Origin of the sequence: Rhizobium sp. NZLR11 (assembly GCF_019685115.1) — a bacterium.
Lineage (GTDB): Bacteria > Pseudomonadota > Alphaproteobacteria > Rhizobiales > Rhizobiaceae > Rhizobium.
The window spans coordinates 1-18,252 of the sequence record NZ_JABDWD010000012.1 but is presented as its reverse complement, the minus strand read 5'-3'; the positions used below and the strand labels follow the sequence as shown (position 1 = coordinate 18,252).

Genomic DNA, 18,252 nt, shown 5'->3' with positions numbered 1-18,252 from the left:
TCCCGGCAATCTGCCAGGCGGCTTCGCCCTTCCTCCATTGCCCGTCGACAATCTAACACAATCGCAAATCGCGATCTCACTTGATTTTTTCAGTTTCCAGGCTGTATGAACTTATTAACTCACACCAGAAAGATCAAATGGCTATCGATACCGACATCTTTAGTGAATTGGACCAGTTCGACAGGAAGATCCTCGCCGAACTCGCCGAGGACGGCAGGCTGTCGATCACCGATCTCGCGGCGCGTGTCGGGCTATCGAAGACGCCGTGCCAGATCCGCTTCAAAAGGCTGATCAGCGACGGATATATCGAAGGCTTCAAGGCCGTCCTCAATCCGTCGAAAATGCAGCTCGACCATATCGCCTTCGTCGAGGTGAAACTCTCCGATACCCGCGAGGATGCGCTGAAAAGCTTCAACGAAGCCATCAAGAAGATCAGGGAAGTCGAAGAATGCCATATGATCGCCGGCAGGTTCGACTATCTCCTGAAGATCCGCACCCGCGATATCGGCCGCTACCGCCGCGTTCTCGGCGAGCGCATCTCGACACTGCCCCACGTTGCCAGCACCTCGACGAATGTCGCGATGGAAACGGTCAAGGAGAGCTGGGACAAGTTCGGGTCGAGTCTTTCATGAAGAGTGACGATTGCCGACACTCTTGCTAAGCCAACATTCGGCCACGGAAACGAAGACGAGGATCGAAATGGATCAGGCCAATAATTCGCAAGCATCGGCGAACGAGCAGAGAGAAGCGCGCCGGCTGCAATATCTTCCCTGGGAGCGCATTGCGTCGGACCTCGATCATCCCGCCCATCTCGCCCGCAAGGCGGAGCTTCGGCGAGCCTGCGCTGCTGAATTGGCCGGGACGTCCTATATCGCCGAAGATGCCGCAATCTTCACCGAAAGCCTGGCGATGGGTGAGAGGTCCTGGATTGCCGGGCGCGCGCTTGTTCGGGGTGATGTCATCCTCGGCGACGATTGCTCCATCAATCCCTATGCCTGTGTTTCCGGCAAGGTGACGTGCGGCAATGGCGTGCGGATTGCCTCGCATGCATCGATTGTCGGCTTCAATCACGGCTTCGACGATCCTGATCGACCCATCCATCGCCAAGGTGTCATCAGCCTCGGCATCGTGATCGGCGACGATGTCTGGATCGGTGCCAATTCTGTCATTCTCGATGGCGTCAGCATCGGAAATGGCGCCGTGATCGCCGCTGGGGCGGTGGTCACGCAAGACATTCCCGCCCTGTCGATTGCCGGCGGCGTACCGGCAAAGGTGCTGCGGAGCCGAGGCGCGCCGGCCAGGAAATCCGGCACTGCAGACGTCGAAGATCGATTGATCAGGCTCGGTCAGAAAGCGCAGGAGCAATGGCCTGATATTCTTGCACGCTGGAAAACGCCTGAGGCCTATGAATCGCTGGAGGCGGACGGCATCAGGAGACCGGCGATCCGGCATCTGTGCGATGCAATCGAGATCGCGGCCGGCTTCGGCCACCTGCCGCCCGACATCAATCAGTCGGAGACCGTCCAGCTTCTCCAAAATCTCCAGGAACGAGAGGCCGGCCTGTTCACGGAAGAGCATTCGCGACTGCATGGCGGGTCATTGAGGGAGGATCCAAAGGCGCTCTATAACGTCCTTGCGGTTGGATATGCGCTTGAGCTGCTTGGCTCCAGTCCAAGGAATCCTGTCCACGCGGTCGAGCTCGGCGCGAAAGAGTTGGACGAATGGCTGAGTGCCCTGCCCTGGTCGACCCGGGCGTGGCAGGCTGGGAGCGTGGTCGATGCCATCGGAACCGCGATGTACTTCAATGCAAAGTATTTCGGCATCAGGCAATCACGCCAGGAACTCTTCGAGTGGTTGAGCCGGCATGCCAACAGCGTCTCGGGCCTATGGGGCGAGCCGACAGCGCTGGAAGGATGGCTGCAACCGGTGAACGGCTTTTACCGTCTGACGCGCGGCACCTATGCCCAGTTCGGCGTCGCGCTTCCACATCCGTACGCCTCGCTCGAAACGGTTCACCTCAACTATCGTAACCACAAGGGCTTCGCTGCTCAGAAATACAATGCGTGCAATCTCCTCGATACGATTCATCCTCTGCTGCTGATTGCCCGCCAGACCGACTACCGACGGGCCGAAGGGGAGGCGATTGCCCGCAATCTCATCTCGAGGGCTCTGGATAGATGGCGGGATGGCGAAGGTTTCCCATTCGCCGACGGTGGTGAACCGAGCCTGCAGGGAACGGAAATGTGGCTTTCTGTCATTCACCTCGCGGCCGATTTCCTCAGCCTCTCCGATCGCTTCGCCTTCGTCCCGAAGGGCGTGCACCGAACGGCGTCTGTGGGACTGGGTTTGTGAATGGGGGCTTTTGATCAACCGTGCAATGATGCCGTCAGCCAGGCGGCGGCAAGGTCGCGGGCATTGCTTCGTTTGGCTTTGACGGGCACGATGACGTTGTATCTGCCTTCGGCGGCAAGCTCGCCGCTGTCGGCCTGCACGAGGGTTCCGTCCTCCAGAAAAGTACCCACCAGCATACGCCATCCCAGCGCAATCCCCTGCCCTGCGCGGGCGGCGGCGATGGTTTCGGTATAGTGGCTGAACCGAAGCGACGGCTTCATCGCGATATTGGCGCCGGCCAGGGAAATCCATTGTGCCCAGCTATACCAGGAACGATCGAGAACGTCCGTTTCAATGAATTCGTCAGCCGAGCCTAGCGGACCATTGCCTCGACGCCGGAGATAATCCGGGGAGCAGACGGGGGAAATGACGTCGCCGCGCGAGGCGATGACGGTGCCATCGCTGAAGGGCGGTAGGCCGTATCGGATCGCCACATCGACCTCTCCGCCGTGGAGAGCGATCGGGCTATCCTGCGATATCACCCGCACCAGAATGCCGGGGTTCGCCCGGCGGAACTCGGCCAGCCGCGGCAGCAGCCAGAAGGAGGAGAATGCGACGGTTGCCCCGATCGTCACGACGTCCTGGCCGTGCGACTGGATCGCTTCCACGCTCTCGGCGATATCGGCAAAACTCTTCGCCAGCGTCGCGCCGAGGGTGACGCATGCCGCCGTCGGTTCGATCGCCCGATGTTTGCGCACGAACAAGGGCTGGCCGAACTCCTCCTCCAGCACCGCAATCTGCCTGCTGACCGCTGCCTGGGTGACGCCGAGTTCGCTCGCAGCCAAGGTGAAGCTCTTCCTGCGCAGCACTGCTTCCAAGGTCACCAGCGCCGTCAGCGACGGGAGCCGTCTTCGAAACTGCATCCTGAAATTCCTTTTCGCATGATAAAAACTTATGCGAACGTGATTTTTTATGCCGTTGAAGCCCCTGCAATACAAGAGCAATTTACAGAAACGATCACATAAGGGGTTCTCATGCTAAACAGGCTTCCATCCTCGATTTCGGCGCTGCTGGACTCCCGCTCCGAGGGCCATTCGCTGCCGGCCGGCCTTTATGTCAGAGAGGACGTGTTCGACGCTGATATCGAGGTCTTCTTCCACAAGCACTGGATCTGCGTCGGTCTCGACTGCGATGTTCCCGAAGCCGGCGACGCCACTGTAATCGATATCGGCAAGACGAGCCTGATCCTGCTGCGCGATGACGATGGCGAGATCCGCGTGCTGCACAACGTCTGCCGCCATCGCGGCTCCCGCCTTCTCGATCCGGGCAAAACGATCGTTTCGAAGCTCGTCTGTCCCTATCACACCTGGACCTATGAGCTGACGGGCGAGCTCAGCTACGCCCCTCATATGGGCAAGGATTTCGACAAGGACTGTCGCGGCCTGAAGCCGGTCACCTTCAAATCGATCGGTGGGCTGATTTACGTCTGCCTGTCCGACAATCCGCCCGAGGACATTGCCGGCCTCGAGCAGGCGATGACCGAGCGCCTCGCGCCCTACGATATCCGCAACGCCAAGATCGCCCACCAGACCGACGTCATCGAGGACGGCAACTGGAAGCTGACCATGGAGAACAATCGTGAATGCTATCATTGCTCGGCCAACCACCCGGAACTCTGCGTCTCCTTCGTCGATCTCGACTTCGGCTTCGATCCAGAAACGCTGAGCCCGGAAGATCGTGAACAGGCCGCGGAGCATTTTCGGCTCTATGAGAAGCGCACGCAGGCATGGGAGGCCGACGGCTTCCCTTCGGCCGCCGTCGAGCAGCTCGCCGACTGCGCCACGAACTTCCGCACGCAGCGGCTGATCATATCAGGCGCCGGAGAATCCCAGACCCATGATGCCACCGCCGCATCCTCGAAGCTTCTCGGGCAGATGACCCGCAAGGATCTCGGGGACATGCATCTTTGGGGGCACAACAGCTGGAACCACTTCATGGGCGACCATGCCGTCGTGGCAATTGTCATCCCGCTGTCGGCAGGCAGGACGCTTGTCCGAACCAAGTGGCTGGTCCACAAGGAGGCCGTCGAGGGGGTCGATTACGATCTCGACAAGCTGACGGATGTCTGGGTAGCGACGACGGATCAGGACGCGGACCTGGTCGCCCGCTCCCACGCCGGCACGCTCGATCCCGCTTATGAGCCAGGGCCCTACTCCCCCTTCTCCGAGACGAACCTCGACAAGTTCGCCACCTGGTACATCGACCGGATGCGCACCCATGGATACTAGGAACCCGCAGGAATTGCCCGGAAACGCCGTTCTCAACGGCGTTTGGAATCCCGAGGAAGACGACGCGCTCGTCTGCCTCGACGTCCAGCAGGAAACCCACGATGTCAAGACGTTCACTTTCGCATCACGCGAGGGCAAGCGGTTCGCATTCAAGGCCGGACAGTATTTTCTGTTCGACCTGGAACACAATGGAGATGCTGAAAGCCGGTGTTACAGCATTTCCTCTTCGCCGCATCGGACGAACGCCTTCTCCGTTACGGTGAAGCGCGTTCCGGACGGAAAGATTTCCAACTGGCTTCACGACACCCTCGTTCCCGGGGCATCAGTCAAGGCGAACGGCCCGCTTGGCAACTTCGTCCGGTCCGAGGCGCCGGGACGTAAGCTTCTGCTGCTTTCAGGTGGCTCGGGCATTACCCCAGTCATGTCCATTCTGCGGGAACTCGCAGACAGCTGCGAACCTGCCAACGTCGTCTTCATGCATGCCGCGCGCACACCGCTGGATCTGATCTTTCGCGACGAGCTTGCCTGCATCGCCGGTAGGCTGAAAGCCCTTCGGCTCCATTTCCTCCCGGAAACCGTCGCGGGCGAGGCGTCGTGGCCAGGCCTTACCGGTCGCATTTCGGCAGACTATGTCAGGCTTGCGGTTCCGGATATCGCCGAGCGAACGGTGATGTGCTGCGGCCCCGCGCCGTTCATGGCGGCAGCGCGCGGCATTTCTGCCGAGCTCGGCGTCCCCGCCTCGCACTATCTCGAGGAAAGCTTCGACGCCGCGGTCATCGACGAACCGGAAATCCCCGCGGTTCAGGATGCTGCCGCCAAGGCCTTTCAGGTCACCTTCTCCAAGCAGGCCCGCAGCATCGAAGTAACAAGCGGCCAAAGCGTGCTCTCCTGCGCGAAGAAGGCGGGCGTCAGGATTCCCTCCTCCTGCGCCAATGGCGTCTGCGGCACTTGCAAGTCAAAGCTGACCTCCGGCGCGGTCGACATGAGCCACAATGGCGGAATCCGCCAGAGGGAAATCGACGCCGGCTTTTTCCTGCCCTGCTGCTCGAAGCCGCTCAGCGATCTCGTCATCGAGCGCTGAACACTGAGCGAGGGCGACGTCACTCGCCAAGGGATCGGAGAGCATCAAACTGGAAACGCAGGCTCTGATCATGGCCAAGGGAGCGGCTGACAGTTTCCCGCCGAAGATATTTGAAGTGCGTTCAGTGCACTCTCGAAGCCGCTGCGCGATGCTGCGACGGGGTCTGCCCGAAGGTGCGCTTGAACGTTCGTGTGAACTGCGAGGCGTTTTCGAAGCCGACATCAAGCGCGATCTCGATCAGCGGCGCCTTCGATTGGACGAGGATCGATTTTGCCCGCTCCATGCGAACCCGATTATAGGCCTTGGCAGGAGACATTCCCGTCTTGTCGAGGAAGATTCGTTCCAACTGCCGCCGTGACAGGCCGACCATGGCGGCAAGCTTCTGGATCGATATGCTGCCGTCGACGAATTGCTCCATGGTAATCATCGCCGCCTTGACGCGGGCGTCGTCATAGTCGTCGTATAGCGGACGTCGGGGCTGTATATCAGCCGTCGTCCGGGCCTTCTCGATCTGAAGGACTTCAAGCGCATTTCTCTCGGCATCGCGGCTGATATACTTCCTGACCAGCAACGCAGCCATGTCGGCGGCGCTGCTGCCGCCTGCGCAGGATCCACGCTGGCGATCGAGATTGAAGAGCCGGTCGGACCGAACGCCGAGGTCGGGAAACCGCTCGCGAAACTCCTTGTAATGCAGCCAGCTCACGCAGGACTCGTGCCGCTTCATCAGGCCTGCCGCCGCAAGAATGAACGAACCCGTGCACACGCCGATCAACGGCACCTTCTTGGCATCCGCCTGCCGGAGAAAGGTGATGGTCTGCTGGTCGACAGGGTTCTCCACCGTCAGAAGACCGCCGACGACCACAATGTAATTGAAATTCGACGGATCGACGAAATCGGACGTCGGAGCGACCTGGACGCCGCAGCTCGAGTTTATCAGGTGCCGCGTGCTGCCAATCACCTGCCAGTCAGCAAGGACCCTGCCGGAACGATCCTGCTCGTCGCTGGCAAGCCGCAGCGTGTCGATGAAGAGCGCGAAGGCCGACAGCGTGAACGATCGCGCCAGAACGAACCCAACCTTGAGCCGGGCGGGTTTCGCGGCGCCGTCTGCCTGCCGATGCTGCTCCGGTCGCATAGTCATCTCCTTGCCGCTGCTGAGCAGCGCTTATCGAATCTGAAAACCGTGCGCCAGGGGGTCACGATCGTCAACGAAAATGGTGTTGTGCCCGATGACGCGGGCCCAGCCGCCGATGCTCGGAAGAATACCGCGATAAGATCCGATACTTGCCTCGGCTTCAACCCGGCCCTCGAAAACGGTTCCGATCAGGCTTTCATGACGGTAACTCGACCCGACCGACATCCGCCCCTTCCCATAGAGTTGGGCCATGCGCGCCGAAGTGCCGGTGCCGCCTGGTGACCGGTCGATGGCTTTCTCACCGTAGAAGACCGCGCAGCGCCCACCGGAGTGGTCGTTCACAGGGCGATCGCACCAGATCGCGTGATGCACGCCGGAAATCCTGGCGTCGTCGGGATGAACGGGATCGCAGACACTCGCAAGTGCCGCCCTGAGCTTCTGGCTGCAGCCGACGATATCGGACGCCGTCATGCCGTCGAGCCCGCTCCAATTCTCTTGCGGTTCGATGACGGCATAATAGTTGCCGCCATAGGAAATATCGACGCGCAGACGGCCCATTCCTGGCACATCGACCTCGACATCGGCCTCATGGAGATAGCTCGCGACATTGTGGAGGCGAACGGAATCGACATATCCGCCCTTCTCCTCGTAAGTGACGTCCACTCTGCCGGCAGGCGTTTCGATGGCGACCCTTCCAGCTTCGCGCGGCTTGATCAACCCTTCCTCGATCGCGGCGGTCACGGTGCCGATGGTGCCGGCGCCGCACATCGGCAGGCAGCCGCTCACCTCGATGAAAAGAACGGCGAAATCGCAGTCCTCCCGATAGGCCGGGTAAATGATCGAGCCTGACATGATGTCATGCCCCCTCGGCTCGAACATCAGTGCCTTGCGCACCCAGTCGTGGTCGCGGACGAAGATCTCCCGGCGCTCGCCCATGGGCACATGCGGAAGCAGCGGACCACCGCCGGCGACGAGACGGACGGGATTGCCGCAGGTATGCGCATCGATGCAGAAGAAGCTGTTTCTCATCTTGTTATGTCCTTGCTCATCTCGCCTTCGGCAGCCTGTCGCGGTCGAGCAGGCCGCGGGATACCCGGTCGAGTAGCAGGGCGACCGCGACGATCGCCAGGCCTGCTCTCAAGCCAAGGCCCATCTCCATGCGCGTCAGGCCGCGCGTCACTTCCGCGCCGAGGCCGCCTGCGCCGACGAGGCCGGCCAGCACGACCATCGCCAGCGACAGGAGAATGCATTGGTTGAGCCCGACCAGCAGCGTCTGCTTGGCCAGGGGGATTTCGATCTTCCAGAGGATCGATCGCGGCGGCGCGCCGATGGCGCTGCCGAGTTCGATGAATACCTTCGGGACCTGGTTGAAGGCCAGCGTCGTCAGGCGGAGCATCGGCGGAATGCCATAGACGATGGTGGCGATGATTGCCGGCACCCGTCCGAGGCTGAAGATCATCACCGTGGGGATGAGGTAGACCCATGGCGGCACGGTCTGCATGACGTCGAGAACCGGTCGCACCACCGCCTCCAATGTCTTGTAGCGTGAGCACAGGACGCCGAGCGGGAAGGCGATGAGCACGGAGATAAGGACTGCGACGGTCACCAGCGAGAGGGTCTGCATCGATGCCGTCCACAGCCCGACAAGAAGGCAGAATCCCAGACAGAGGCCTGCCAGGATTGCGGCGCGGAGGCTGACGGCAAAAAATGCCAGGAGGACGACGATCGCAATCAGCGCATAGGGCGGCACAAAGAGGAGTGCCCCCTCGAATGCGGAAAGCACCGCTTCGACCACGGAACTGATGGCAGCAAACAGCGGGTGAAGGTTGGTGTTGAGCCAATCGACTGATGGAGCCAGGAAAGCGCCAGGCGAAAACTGAAAGGTTGACGGATTCATGACTTCCTCCCTGCGCCCAGCCGAGCGGCACTCTGGGTTATTCGGTCAAGCACCATAGTCAGTACCACGATGGCGATCGCGCCGTTGATGGAGGTGGCGATGTCGAGTGTCCTGATCGCGCCGTAGATCGTCTCTCCGAGCCCGCCGGAACCAACGATGCCGGCGATGACGACCATGCCAAAGGCCATCATCAGGCTTTGATTGATGCCTGCCATGATGCTCGGCAGCGCAAAGGGAAGGCGGATCTTGAAGAACATCTTGGTCGGCGTGGTCCCAAGCGCCTCTCCAAGTTCGATGAACTCTTTGGGCGTCATGCGGATACCAAGCGAGGTCAGGCGGATGGCCGGCGGCACGGCGACGATCACGGTGGCGATCAGCGCTGTGGCCGGTCCGTAGCCGAGCAGAGCGATCGCCGGCAGCAGGTAGATATAGGGCGGAAGCGTCTGGATCAGATCGAGGCCGGGCTCCATGAAACGATCCAGCGCCGTGAAGAAGCCGGCGGCGATTCCGATCGGGATGCCGATCGCCAAGGCGATTGAGGTTGCGGTCAAGACCAGAGCCAGGGTGCTCATCGTTTGCGGCCACAGCCCCATCGAAAAACAAAGCGCCAGCGCGATACAGCTGAGGAGAGCGAACCAGATATTGACCAGCCGCCAGCCGATAAGCGCCACGATCAGAGCAACCACGTAGAACGGCGGGAGTTGCAGGAGCCAGAGGATTCCGTCATAGAGCCCTTCGAGAACCTGTCTGATATAGTCGAACAGGAACTCCCCATTGTCGCTCACCCATTCGAGCACGGAGTCCGTCCATTCGTCGAAAACATCGGTGAAGGCTGAACTATCCATGTCAATCAGCTCCAGTTGGGGTCACGCCGCCGTGAGATTGTGGGCCGAGGTTCCTTTGACGCCCATCAGCAGGCTGCGCAGCGTGACCACGCCGACGACCTGGTCACTGTCGACGACGGCGATGGCATCGCGCTCCGACTGCATCGTCAAAGAGATGAGTTCGTCGATATCGGCGTCCGGCGTCGTGCGTGCCAGCAACGCGATGTCGACGTTCGGCGTGCTCTGCTGGAATTCGGCGACACTACGCATGATCGAATGCGCCTTGATCAGATGAAGGCGGGATATTCCCGCGACGAATTCGGCGACATAGGCGTCGGCCGGGTTGAGGATGATCTCCTCGGCCGTGCCGGTCTGGATGATGACGCCATCCTTCATGATCGCGATGCGGTCGCCGATGCGGATCGCCTCGTCGAGATCATGGGTGATGAAGACAGCGGATTTGCCCAGGGCTTTGGTCAACTGGCGGAATTCATCCTGAAGCTGACGGCGGATCAGTGGATCGAGCGCGCTGAACGGCTCGTCCATCAGAATGATCTCGGGGTCGGAGGCGAGCGCGCGAGCAAGCCCGACGCGTTGCTGCATGCCGCCGGAAAGCTCGTTGGGGTATCGGCTGAGCCAGTCGGCGAGGCCAACCTTCTCGAGGGCGGCCGCGGCAGTCTTGTTTCGCTCCGGCTTGGAAATTCCCTGGACCTCGAGGCCGAAGGCGGCATTTTCCAGCACTGTCCGGTGCGGCAGCAGCGCGACGCTCTGAAACACCATGCCGATGTTCTTGGCCCGCATCTGCCTGAGATCAACCGGCGACAAGGCGGCGATGTCGCGTCCCTTGACGAGCACCTTGCCGGAACTCGGCGTGATCAGCTTGTTGAGAAGGCGGATAAGCGTCGATTTTCCGCTTCCCGACAATCCCATGATGCAGAAGATTTCGCCCCGCCGGACCTCGATGCTCGCATCGGAAACGCCGACGACACAATTGAATTCCTTCAAGACGTCTGTCTTTCCGAGGCCGCGCTCCTTGATTGACTTCATCGCTGCGGCGGATTTGCCTCCGAAGACCTTCCAGAGGGATTGGCAGTCGATCAGGACATCTTCGGCATCGATATTGGCGGTTTTCATCGCGATCCCCTTTGAGCCAATCGGCGCTGGCTTCTTCATTTCAGGTTGGCCGCCCGACGGATCGGACGGCCATGAAGCGATTACTTCTTCTTGATGTTTTCCCAGCGCTTGATCAGGTCGGCATGGCTGCCGATCCAATCCTGCACGGCCTGGTCCATCGTCTTGCCGTCCTTGACTTCACCGTTGATGGTGGTGATGTCGGCGATTGGCACGTAGACGCTTGCCATGACTTCGCGGGCGTGCGGGTTTTCTTCTGAGAAGCCCTTATGGCCGATCCAGTAGTAGCTCTGCGGCGGCGGGAATACGCCCTTCGGGTCCTTGAGATACTTGACCTCGTACTTCTGGACCATCCACGACGGCTCCCAGATCGTGACCGCGATCCATTCCTTGCGATCATAGGCGGATTTCAGCGCCGCCGTCATCGCGGCCGTGCTGCCCTCGACGAGCTGGAGCTTGAGGCCGTAATCCTTGACAGCATTCGCCGTATCGCGCATCAGGCCGGCGCCCGGCTCGATGCCGATAATCTTGCCGCCGAATTTGTCGGCATTTTCACTGAGCTGATCGAGCGAGTCGATCGGAACATATTTCGGAACGGCAACGCCCTGGTAGAGGCCGTGCGACACCGGCGAAATCTTCTCGAGACGGTTCTTGTTCTTGTCCCAGTAATCCTGAGCGACGTAGTCGGTCTGCGAGGTGAGAGCCTGGATATCGCCCTTGGCAAGAGCGGCATAGGCGATGCCCCATTCGGAAAACTCGGTCACCTTGACGGTGTAACCGGCATCTTCGAGAACCTTCTTGGTAATGCCGGTGATGGGCGTCAGGTCTTCCCATGACATCGTGCCCAGATTGATCGTCTTTTCTTCCGCGCGAGCAGGAAGGATGCTGATCCCTATCACCGCAGCGGCGCAAAGCGCCTTCCACAAAGTCTTCATTGTTCTTACTCCTGGTTTTCGTTCCCATACTCATTGAAGTCTGCGGGCGGCAGTCTTCATATTGCGCGGGCAGAGGGATCATCCCTCGCGGCCTGCGCGCAATTCCTGAAAGCGGATGACCGAGTTGACGCCGAGCCACGCGATGGGCTCCGGAGGCAATCTCGTCGGTTCCGGCTGATTGCTGTATTTGTCGAGTTCGAGGCTACCGGCACCCGCCGCCAGATCGGCCGCCATCATGCCCGCAAAAGTGCTCTTGACCGTGCCGAGACCGTTCTCGCAGCAGGCGGAAAAGAGCCCTTCCTCGACCTCGCCGAATGCCGGCACATGGTTCCGGCTAAGGCAGAGCGCGCCCGCCCAGCTATATTCCATCGGCAGGCTTTCCAGCCCGGGGAACCGGGCATCGAACGACCGGCGCTGTTCGACCGCGATACCGGCAACGCGCTTCTCCGACACTTTCAGGCTCGGGTCATAGGTGAACCTCGTCCTGACGACGATCCTCGAAAGCCCGTCCTTGGTGATCTTGCGCACCGTCGCGCCCATCGGGTCGGCCGGCAATAGCGCCCAGCGATCCACACCGGTGACGTCACCTGCGAATTCGTTCTGGGAAAAGGCCGATGTCATCGACGCGTAGGTGAAGATGTGCATCAGCCGGCCGCGGAAATGGCCGAAGCTTTGAATATGGCCGTTGACGCCCAAAATGACCTTCGGCGCCGAAACGGAGCCGCAACCGGTCTTCGCCTTCCAGGTCCTGCCTTCGCGCGAAAGCTCCAGCACCGGCGAGTGCTCGTGGATGGCGACCTTCGAATGGAGCCCGCGCGCCAGGCCACGAATATAGTCGGCCGGCTGGATCATTACCGCGCCCGGCGTGTAAAGGCCGCCATGGTAATAGCGAGAACCGGTCATCTCTCGCATTTGATGTGCATCGAGAACGCGATGCTGCTCGCCGATCTTCTCGAGCGACTTCCTGTAATTGTCGTTGAGACCCATGCCCCGGTCGGAGGCCGCGGCATTCACCTTGCCCGATGGGTCAAAGGTTTCCCGCGACAGGCCGTTTTCGGCCGCCACATCGGCTGCGAAGGCAATCGCCAGGCGGTTCTGCCGAATCTCCTCTTTGGTCGCCTCTTCGTCGGCCACCGAATACTCGCCCGAGGACAGGTTGTGCGGCACGTCGATCATGAAACCGGAATTCCGGCCGGCCGGACCCTTGGCGAGCTCGCGAGCCTCCAGGACGACGATCTTGTCCTGGGGGCGCAATTGCGAGAGGCGGCGCGCCGCCGAGAGGCCGGCAAATCCGCCGCCGATGATCAGCCAGTCCGCAATAGTGTCGTGCTCAAGCGCCGCTACGGGAAAGGCGCGTTCGCTGGTCGCCTCCCATCCCGAAACGCCGGTGTCGGTCGGCAGGTGCTTGATCACATGGCGGCTCATCGGATGGTCTCGTCGACCGACCGCTCGGATACGTCGATCCAGATGGTCTTGAGTTCGCAGTAATTGTCGTGAGCAAAGACCGACTTGTCGCGGCCGCCGAAGCCGGACTCCTTGTAGCCGCCGAACGGCGTGGTGGCATCACCTTCACCGAAGCAGTTGACGGTGACGACGCCGGCGCGGATTTCGCGCGCGAGCTTGATGGCGTTTCTCAGGCTGCCGGTATAGACCGACGCCGTCAGGCCGTAATTGGTGTCGTTGGCAAGGGCGATCGCTTCGGCAAGCGAATTGAAGGTTGTGACCGAGAGTACCGGCCCGAAGATCTCTTCCTGGAACAGGCGGCTGGCGGGCGTTACGCCATCGAACACCGTCGGCTCGATGAAGATGCCGCCATGCGTTTCGCCGCCGTGGGCGACCGTTAGCTTCTCCGTCTTGGCGTCGTCGAGGAAGGATTTCACCTTCTCGAAATGCGCTTTGCTGACCAGTGCGCCGATGCGATTGTCCGGATCGAGCGGATCGCCGGTCTTCCATTCGCGCATATAGGCGCCGATGCGCTTCAGCAACTCGTCCTTGATCTTGGAATGAACAATGAGACGCGACGTGGCAGAGCAGTTCTCACCCATGTTCCAGAAGGCGCCGTTGACCACCTGCTCGGCAACGAGATCCAGGTCTTCGGCATCGTCAAGAACGACCGCGGGATTCTTGCCGCCGCATTCGAGTACGACCTTCTTGAGGTTCGAATCCGCGGCATAACGCAGAAAGCGGCGGCCGGTCGGGGTCGATCCGGTGAAGGCGACCATATCGATACCCATGTGCAGGCCGATCGGTTCGCCGACTTCGCGGCCGGAGCCGGTGACGACGTTGAACACACCAGCCGGAATGCCGGCTTCATGGGCAAGCTCGGCGACACGCAGCGTCGTCAGCGTCGTTTCCTGGGCCGGCTTGACGATGACCGAGCAGCCAGCGGCGAGCGCCGGGCCGATCTTCCAGGCCAGCATCAGCAGCGGGAAATTCCATGGAAGCACACATCCGACGACGCCGATCGGCTCGCGCACGATCATCGTCAGCGCGTTGGCTCCGACCGGGGCGGTGTTGTCATAAAGCTTGTCGATCAGTTCGGCATGCCAGCGGATCGTATGAATGGTATCAGGAATATCGACCGTCTGGCATTCCCGCACCGGCTTGCCGCTGTCGATGCTTTCCAGGACGGCAAGCTCGTGCCTGTTCTGCTCCATGAGCTTGGCGAGCTTCAGAAGCACTTCCTTGCGCGCTCCCGGCGAGCGCAGCCGCCAGCGTCCATCATCGAACGCATCCCTCGCCTTCGTAACGGCGAAGTCGACGTCGCTGGAATCGCAGGCGGCGATTTCGGCAAGGACCTCGCCCGTTGCGGGGTTCGTGGAGGCGAAGGTCTTGCCGGAATTTGCCGGACGGAATGCGCCATCGATGAAGGCATTCGTCGGAAACTGAAGCTCGGTGGCGATCGCCTTGTATTCGGCGGCGGTCAAGGGTTCATGCATGGTTTGCTCCCGATGTGATCTGGGCGACCGTGCGCTTCAATGTGGCGACGACGGTCTGGAGGGTTCGCTTTTCTTCGGAGTTGAGCGGACGCAGCGGCGCGCGGACCGATCCGACATTCAGCCCGATCAATTCGCATCCGTGCTTGATCGACTGGACGAACTTGCCGCATTCAAGGAAATCCATCAGCGGCAGCATTGCCGTCATGATCGCCCGGCCCTTGTCGAAGTTCTTTTCCAGGACGCAGGCCTCATAGAGAGCGACATGCTCGCGCGGCAGGAAGTTTGAGCCGGCGCAGACCCAGCTCTTCGCACCCCATGCGAAGAATTCGAGCGCCTGATCGTCCCAGCCGCAGGACAGCGCGATATGCGGAAATTTCCGGGCGAGCCGATGAAGATTGCCCATGTCGCCGGAGCTTTCCTTGATGGCGATGACGTTCTTCGACTTGCCGACGCGGGAGAAATACTCCTCGCCCATCACCACGCCCATGCGGGCCGGATAGTTGTAGAGCATGATCGGCAGGTTGGCGGCGCGATCGACCGTCAGCGCATGGACGGCGTTTTCGCGTTCGGTCGGCAGCGCGTAGGGCGGTGACGACACCAGGATTGCATCCGCGCCGATTTCCTTCGCCGCCTTGGCATATTCGACCGAATCTTCGGTACGTATGGCACCGGTCCCGATGATGAGCGGCAGCCGTGTGCCGATGACTTCTCGCGCATAGGCGGCGAGTTCGAAACGCTCCTGGCTGCTCTGGGCGTAGTATTCGCCCGTCGAACCGCCGACGATGATGCCGTGCACTCCCGCCTCGATCAGCGACTCGAGCACGGCGGTAAATCCGGCCCGGTCGATCTGTCCATTTTGATCGAGTGGCGTCACCGCCGGCGTATAGATCCCCTCAAACTTCACGGTGACTTCTCCAATAATTGCGTGGCCGGAGCGCCGAGGAAGGCGTCCGCTTTCAGGCCTTGCGGGGCGATGAACATCTCCATGTTCTCGCGGGACAATTCCCAGTGTTCGAAAACGAGATCGACGACGGCATTCTCGTCGTGAGCGCCGAGCGCGGCGATGAAGCCGTCATGGTGGTCGACCGCCACCTGCAGCCGCCGCTTCATGTCCTCGTTCCTCGGTCGGAAGAACGTGTGGCCGATGCGCGCGTGATCGATGAGCAGCCGGCCGAGACTCGGCTGCAGATAGACGTTGCCCGACATTTCGCCGAAGATCTCGTGAAAGCGGTTGTTCTCCAGCACCATTCTCAGGGCGTCTGCGTCCTCGCTGGCGGCGCGAAAGCGCTCCTGGGTCTGCTTCAGGTCGACAAGCTGGGCGGGCTTGAAATTCTGCACGGCGAGACGGCCGATCGCCGCATAGATCAACGGCGCGACAAGAAAGAAATTGCGCAGCGTGGAGTGGTTCATCGGGATGACCCGCGCACCCCTGTTCTCGCGGATATCGATATAGCCCTCACCGGCAAGGCGGCGGAATATGTCGCGGACCGGCGTCCGGGAGAGCCCATATTTTTCGCTCAGACTGGCCTCGTCCAGATCGGCGTCCGGGTCCAGTTCCATCGTCAGAATCCGGCGTTTCAGATCTTCGTAGAGATTGCTCTTGGGTGTCCTCGCCATCGTCGATCTCCAGCCATTGTTGCTCTACGTCATGAAGATGGCACGGCACTCAGGAGGAGTCAAATAATTGTGTACTTTGCGTACACAATTATTATTCCTAGGATACACAATATCGCGAAGTCGCGCGGAGCCGTTGCCGGTTCGGCGCCGTTTCAATTCCAAGGTGAGGGATTGGCTTGCGCCCGATACGCGGATTGGCCGAAACCGCGGGCAATTCCTTCTGGAAACCTGCGTCGGTCGTCGGAGAGAGTTCTTCGTGGCGGGTTATCAGCGCCTTCGGCGCGTCAACGCCAATCATCGGGCGTCGAAAGCTGGCCGCGGCACGGCGGCGCGCCGCCATCTGCGGATATCACGCTGATGGCGGCGGTTTTGTTGGGGCCGTCGAGGTCGGCGTCCCCATTAGATCACGGGGCGAGCGCTCCGCTCTTCTTGGCGGTCCAGGTTGCGATATAGTCCATCAAGCCGGGGTTGAGGCAATCGTACGGCTCGAGGCCCGACGCCTTCAACTGCGCTCTGACGGCGTCCATCTTGCCAGGATCGAAGCCGCTTTCGATGATCGACGACACGAAGGCCGCAAAGCCCGGCTTTGCCCAGCCGCCTTCCTGGAAGCGCTCCGGATGGATGAACGACAATCCCTGGAACGCATGTTCACGCTCGACCGGGCCGTACAGATGCACGCCGCATTGCTTGCAGGCATGCCGCTGGATCAGCGCCGCGGCTTCGACGACGGCAAGTTTGTCACCGTTCTCCAACACTTCGACGCTGTCGGTCGGCGCAACTGCCACGACCGAAAAGACGGCGCCCTCTGGCTTCCAGCACTTGGTGCAGCCGCAGGCGTGATTATGGGCGATATCGCCCTTGATCCTGACCTTTACGGGGTTGCTCGTGCACTTGCACACGAGCGTTCCGCCTGCAAAGGCAGCGTCAGTCGCCTGAAAGCCTGAATCCACTAGCGGATGAATAGCTATGCTCATTGCTTTTCTCCTTCCCTCCCTGGCCGTTTGCGTTATGCCCGGCCGAGCCCTTCCAAACTAATTTCCCAACCTCTGCGCATGCCAGCGCAGATGGTCTTCCATGAATGTCGAAATGAAAGAGTAGGAGTGGCCGTAGCCTTCCTGCATGCGAAGCGACAGGTCGATGCCCGCCGCTTCGCAGGCTTGCCTGAGCTCATCGGGACGCAATCCGTCCTCCAGGAAGCTATCCGCCGTCCCCTGATCGACGAACAGTTCCGGGAACCGGTACCCGTCTTCGATCAGCGAGCAGGCATCATAGGCCCGCCAGGTCGTTTCATCCGCCCCGAGATATTTCCGCAATGCCGGTTTCGACCAGCCGGAGACCGAGGGACGGCTGATCGGCGCGAAGGCCGAGCAGCTCTGGAAGCGATCCGGGTTCTTGAGCGCGATGGTGATCGCGCCATGCCCCCCCATCGAGTGCCCGAAGATTCCCTGGCGGCCCATGTCGACCGGGAATTCCGCGGCCAGCAGCCGCGGCAACTCGTCGACGATGTAGCTGTACATCCGATAGTTCGCCGAATAGGGCGGCTGGGTGGAATCGACATAAAAGCCCGCACCCTTGCCGAACTGCCAATTGTCGGCTTCGTCGGGGACGTGGTCACCGCGCGGGCTGGTATCCGGGCAGACGACGATCAGTCCGAGCTCAGCCGCAAGCCGCCGATACTCGCCCTTGTCCATGACATTGGCATGCGTGCATGTCAGGCCGGAAAGGTACCATAGAACCGGGCAGTTGCCCTTGAGCGCCTGCGGCGGCACGAAGACAGCAAAGGTCATGTCGCAATCACAGACCTCCGAGCGATTAACGTAACCCCCCTGGATGCCGTCGTGTGACTTCTCTGTCGAGATGGTTTTCATGGCTTAATAGACCACCACGCCGCGGATGCTTTCGCCCTTGTGCATCATGTCGAAGCCTTTGTTGATGTCTTCGAGCGGCATGGTGTGGGTGATCATCGGGTCGATCTGGATCTTGCCCTGCATGTACCAGTCGACGATCTTCGGCACGTCGGTGCGCCCGCGCGCGCCGCCGAAGGCGGTGCCCATCCAGTTGCGGCCGGTGACCAGCT

The 18,252-nt window shown here is 60.8% G+C and carries 17 protein-coding genes and 1 pseudogene; 4 read left to right on the top strand and 14 right to left on the bottom strand.

All coding sequences use genetic code 11. The features are described 5' to 3' along the window. Positions 1-137: 137 nt before the first annotated feature. Positions 138-632, top strand: coding sequence for an Lrp/AsnC family transcriptional regulator (locus tag HJB83_RS20525; RefSeq protein WP_207584627.1), 495 nt, complete (start codon positions 138-140; stop codon positions 630-632). Positions 633-699: 67 nt separating this feature from the next. Further along, positions 700-2,352: an acyltransferase gene (locus HJB83_RS20520; protein WP_221132523.1), complete on the top strand. Its 1,653-nt coding sequence runs from the start codon at positions 700-702 to the stop codon at positions 2,350-2,352. Positions 2,353-2,366: 14 nt separating this feature from the next. Here HJB83_RS20520 and HJB83_RS20515 read toward each other — a convergent pair whose 3' ends face one another. Next, positions 2,367-3,254 carry a LysR substrate-binding domain-containing protein gene (locus HJB83_RS20515; protein WP_221132522.1) on the bottom strand — a complete coding sequence of 296 codons (888 nt, stop codon included), beginning with the start codon at positions 3,252-3,254 and terminating at the stop codon, positions 2,367-2,369. A 111-nt stretch (positions 3,255-3,365) separates the two neighbouring features. Between HJB83_RS20515 and HJB83_RS20510 the strand changes: the two genes are divergently transcribed. Together HJB83_RS20510 and HJB83_RS20505 are read left to right on the top strand one after the other, a co-directional pair. Continuing rightward, the gene (locus HJB83_RS20510) at positions 3,366-4,619 is read left to right on the top strand and encodes an SRPBCC family protein (protein ID WP_221132521.1); all 1,254 of its coding nucleotides are present in this window, start codon (positions 3,366-3,368) and stop codon (positions 4,617-4,619) included. Beyond that, entirely contained in the window at positions 4,609-5,700 is a 1,092-nt protein-coding gene (locus HJB83_RS20505) for a hybrid-cluster NAD(P)-dependent oxidoreductase (RefSeq protein ID WP_221132520.1), read from the top strand. The genes HJB83_RS20510 and HJB83_RS20505 overlap by 11 nt, the downstream gene beginning before the upstream one ends. 121 nt (positions 5,701-5,821) lie before the next feature. Here HJB83_RS20505 and HJB83_RS20500 read toward each other — a convergent pair whose 3' ends face one another. The 13 genes and pseudogenes from HJB83_RS20500 to HJB83_RS20440 all read right to left on the bottom strand — a co-directional run. Continuing rightward, positions 5,822-6,832 carry a GlxA family transcriptional regulator gene (locus tag HJB83_RS20500; protein WP_207584622.1) on the bottom strand — a complete coding sequence of 337 codons (1,011 nt, stop codon included), beginning with the start codon at positions 6,830-6,832 and terminating at the stop codon, positions 5,822-5,824. Between the two features lie 30 nt (positions 6,833-6,862). Next, positions 6,863-7,861, bottom strand: a complete 999-nt coding sequence (locus HJB83_RS20495; RefSeq protein ID WP_207584621.1) for a 4-hydroxyproline epimerase — start codon at positions 7,859-7,861, stop codon at positions 6,863-6,865. A 16-nt stretch (positions 7,862-7,877) separates the two neighbouring features. Beyond that, positions 7,878-8,729, bottom strand: a complete 852-nt coding sequence (locus HJB83_RS20490; protein WP_221132519.1) for a proline/glycine betaine ABC transporter permease — start codon at positions 8,727-8,729, stop codon at positions 7,878-7,880. Further along, entirely contained in the window at positions 8,726-9,574 is an 849-nt protein-coding gene (locus HJB83_RS20485) for a proline/glycine betaine ABC transporter permease (protein ID WP_207584619.1), read from the bottom strand. The genes HJB83_RS20490 and HJB83_RS20485 overlap by 4 nt, the downstream gene beginning before the upstream one ends. A 21-nt stretch (positions 9,575-9,595) precedes the next feature. Continuing rightward, positions 9,596-10,687, bottom strand: coding sequence for a glycine betaine/L-proline ABC transporter ATP-binding protein (locus HJB83_RS20480; protein WP_259669438.1), 1,092 nt, complete (start codon positions 10,685-10,687; stop codon positions 9,596-9,598). Between the two features lie 80 nt (positions 10,688-10,767). Further along, the gene (locus tag HJB83_RS20475) at positions 10,768-11,619 is read right to left on the bottom strand and encodes a glycine betaine ABC transporter substrate-binding protein (protein ID WP_221115160.1); all 852 of its coding nucleotides are present in this window, start codon (positions 11,617-11,619) and stop codon (positions 10,768-10,770) included. 78 nt (positions 11,620-11,697) lie between these two features. Next, positions 11,698-13,044 carry an FAD-binding oxidoreductase gene (locus tag HJB83_RS20470; RefSeq protein WP_207584616.1) on the bottom strand — a complete coding sequence of 449 codons (1,347 nt, stop codon included), beginning with the start codon at positions 13,042-13,044 and terminating at the stop codon, positions 11,698-11,700. Next, positions 13,041-14,558, bottom strand: coding sequence for an aldehyde dehydrogenase (locus tag HJB83_RS20465; RefSeq protein WP_221132517.1), 1,518 nt, complete (start codon positions 14,556-14,558; stop codon positions 13,041-13,043). Before HJB83_RS20465 ends, HJB83_RS20470 begins: the two co-directional genes overlap by 4 nt. Then, on the bottom strand, positions 14,551-15,462 hold the full coding sequence (locus tag HJB83_RS20460; protein WP_207584614.1) for a dihydrodipicolinate synthase family protein: 912 nt from the start codon (positions 15,460-15,462) through the stop codon (positions 14,551-14,553). Before HJB83_RS20460 ends, HJB83_RS20465 begins: the two co-directional genes overlap by 8 nt. Then, positions 15,459-16,175 carry a GntR family transcriptional regulator gene (locus tag HJB83_RS20455; protein ID WP_221115161.1) on the bottom strand — a complete coding sequence of 239 codons (717 nt, stop codon included), beginning with the start codon at positions 16,173-16,175 and terminating at the stop codon, positions 15,459-15,461. Before HJB83_RS20455 ends, HJB83_RS20460 begins: the two co-directional genes overlap by 4 nt. 404 nt (positions 16,176-16,579) lie before the next feature. After that, a complete protein-coding gene (gene gfa / locus HJB83_RS20450; RefSeq protein ID WP_221115162.1) occupies positions 16,580-17,149 on the bottom strand; it encodes an S-(hydroxymethyl)glutathione synthase in 570 nt (189 codons plus the stop codon). Positions 17,150-17,206: 57 nt separating this feature from the next. Continuing rightward, on the bottom strand, positions 17,207-18,043 hold the full coding sequence (gene fghA / locus HJB83_RS20445; protein WP_207584611.1) for an S-formylglutathione hydrolase: 837 nt from the start codon (positions 18,041-18,043) through the stop codon (positions 17,207-17,209). A 3-nt stretch (positions 18,044-18,046) separates the two neighbouring features. Then, positions 18,047-18,252, bottom strand: a pseudogene (locus HJB83_RS20440) (S-(hydroxymethyl)glutathione dehydrogenase); the annotation flags it as partial.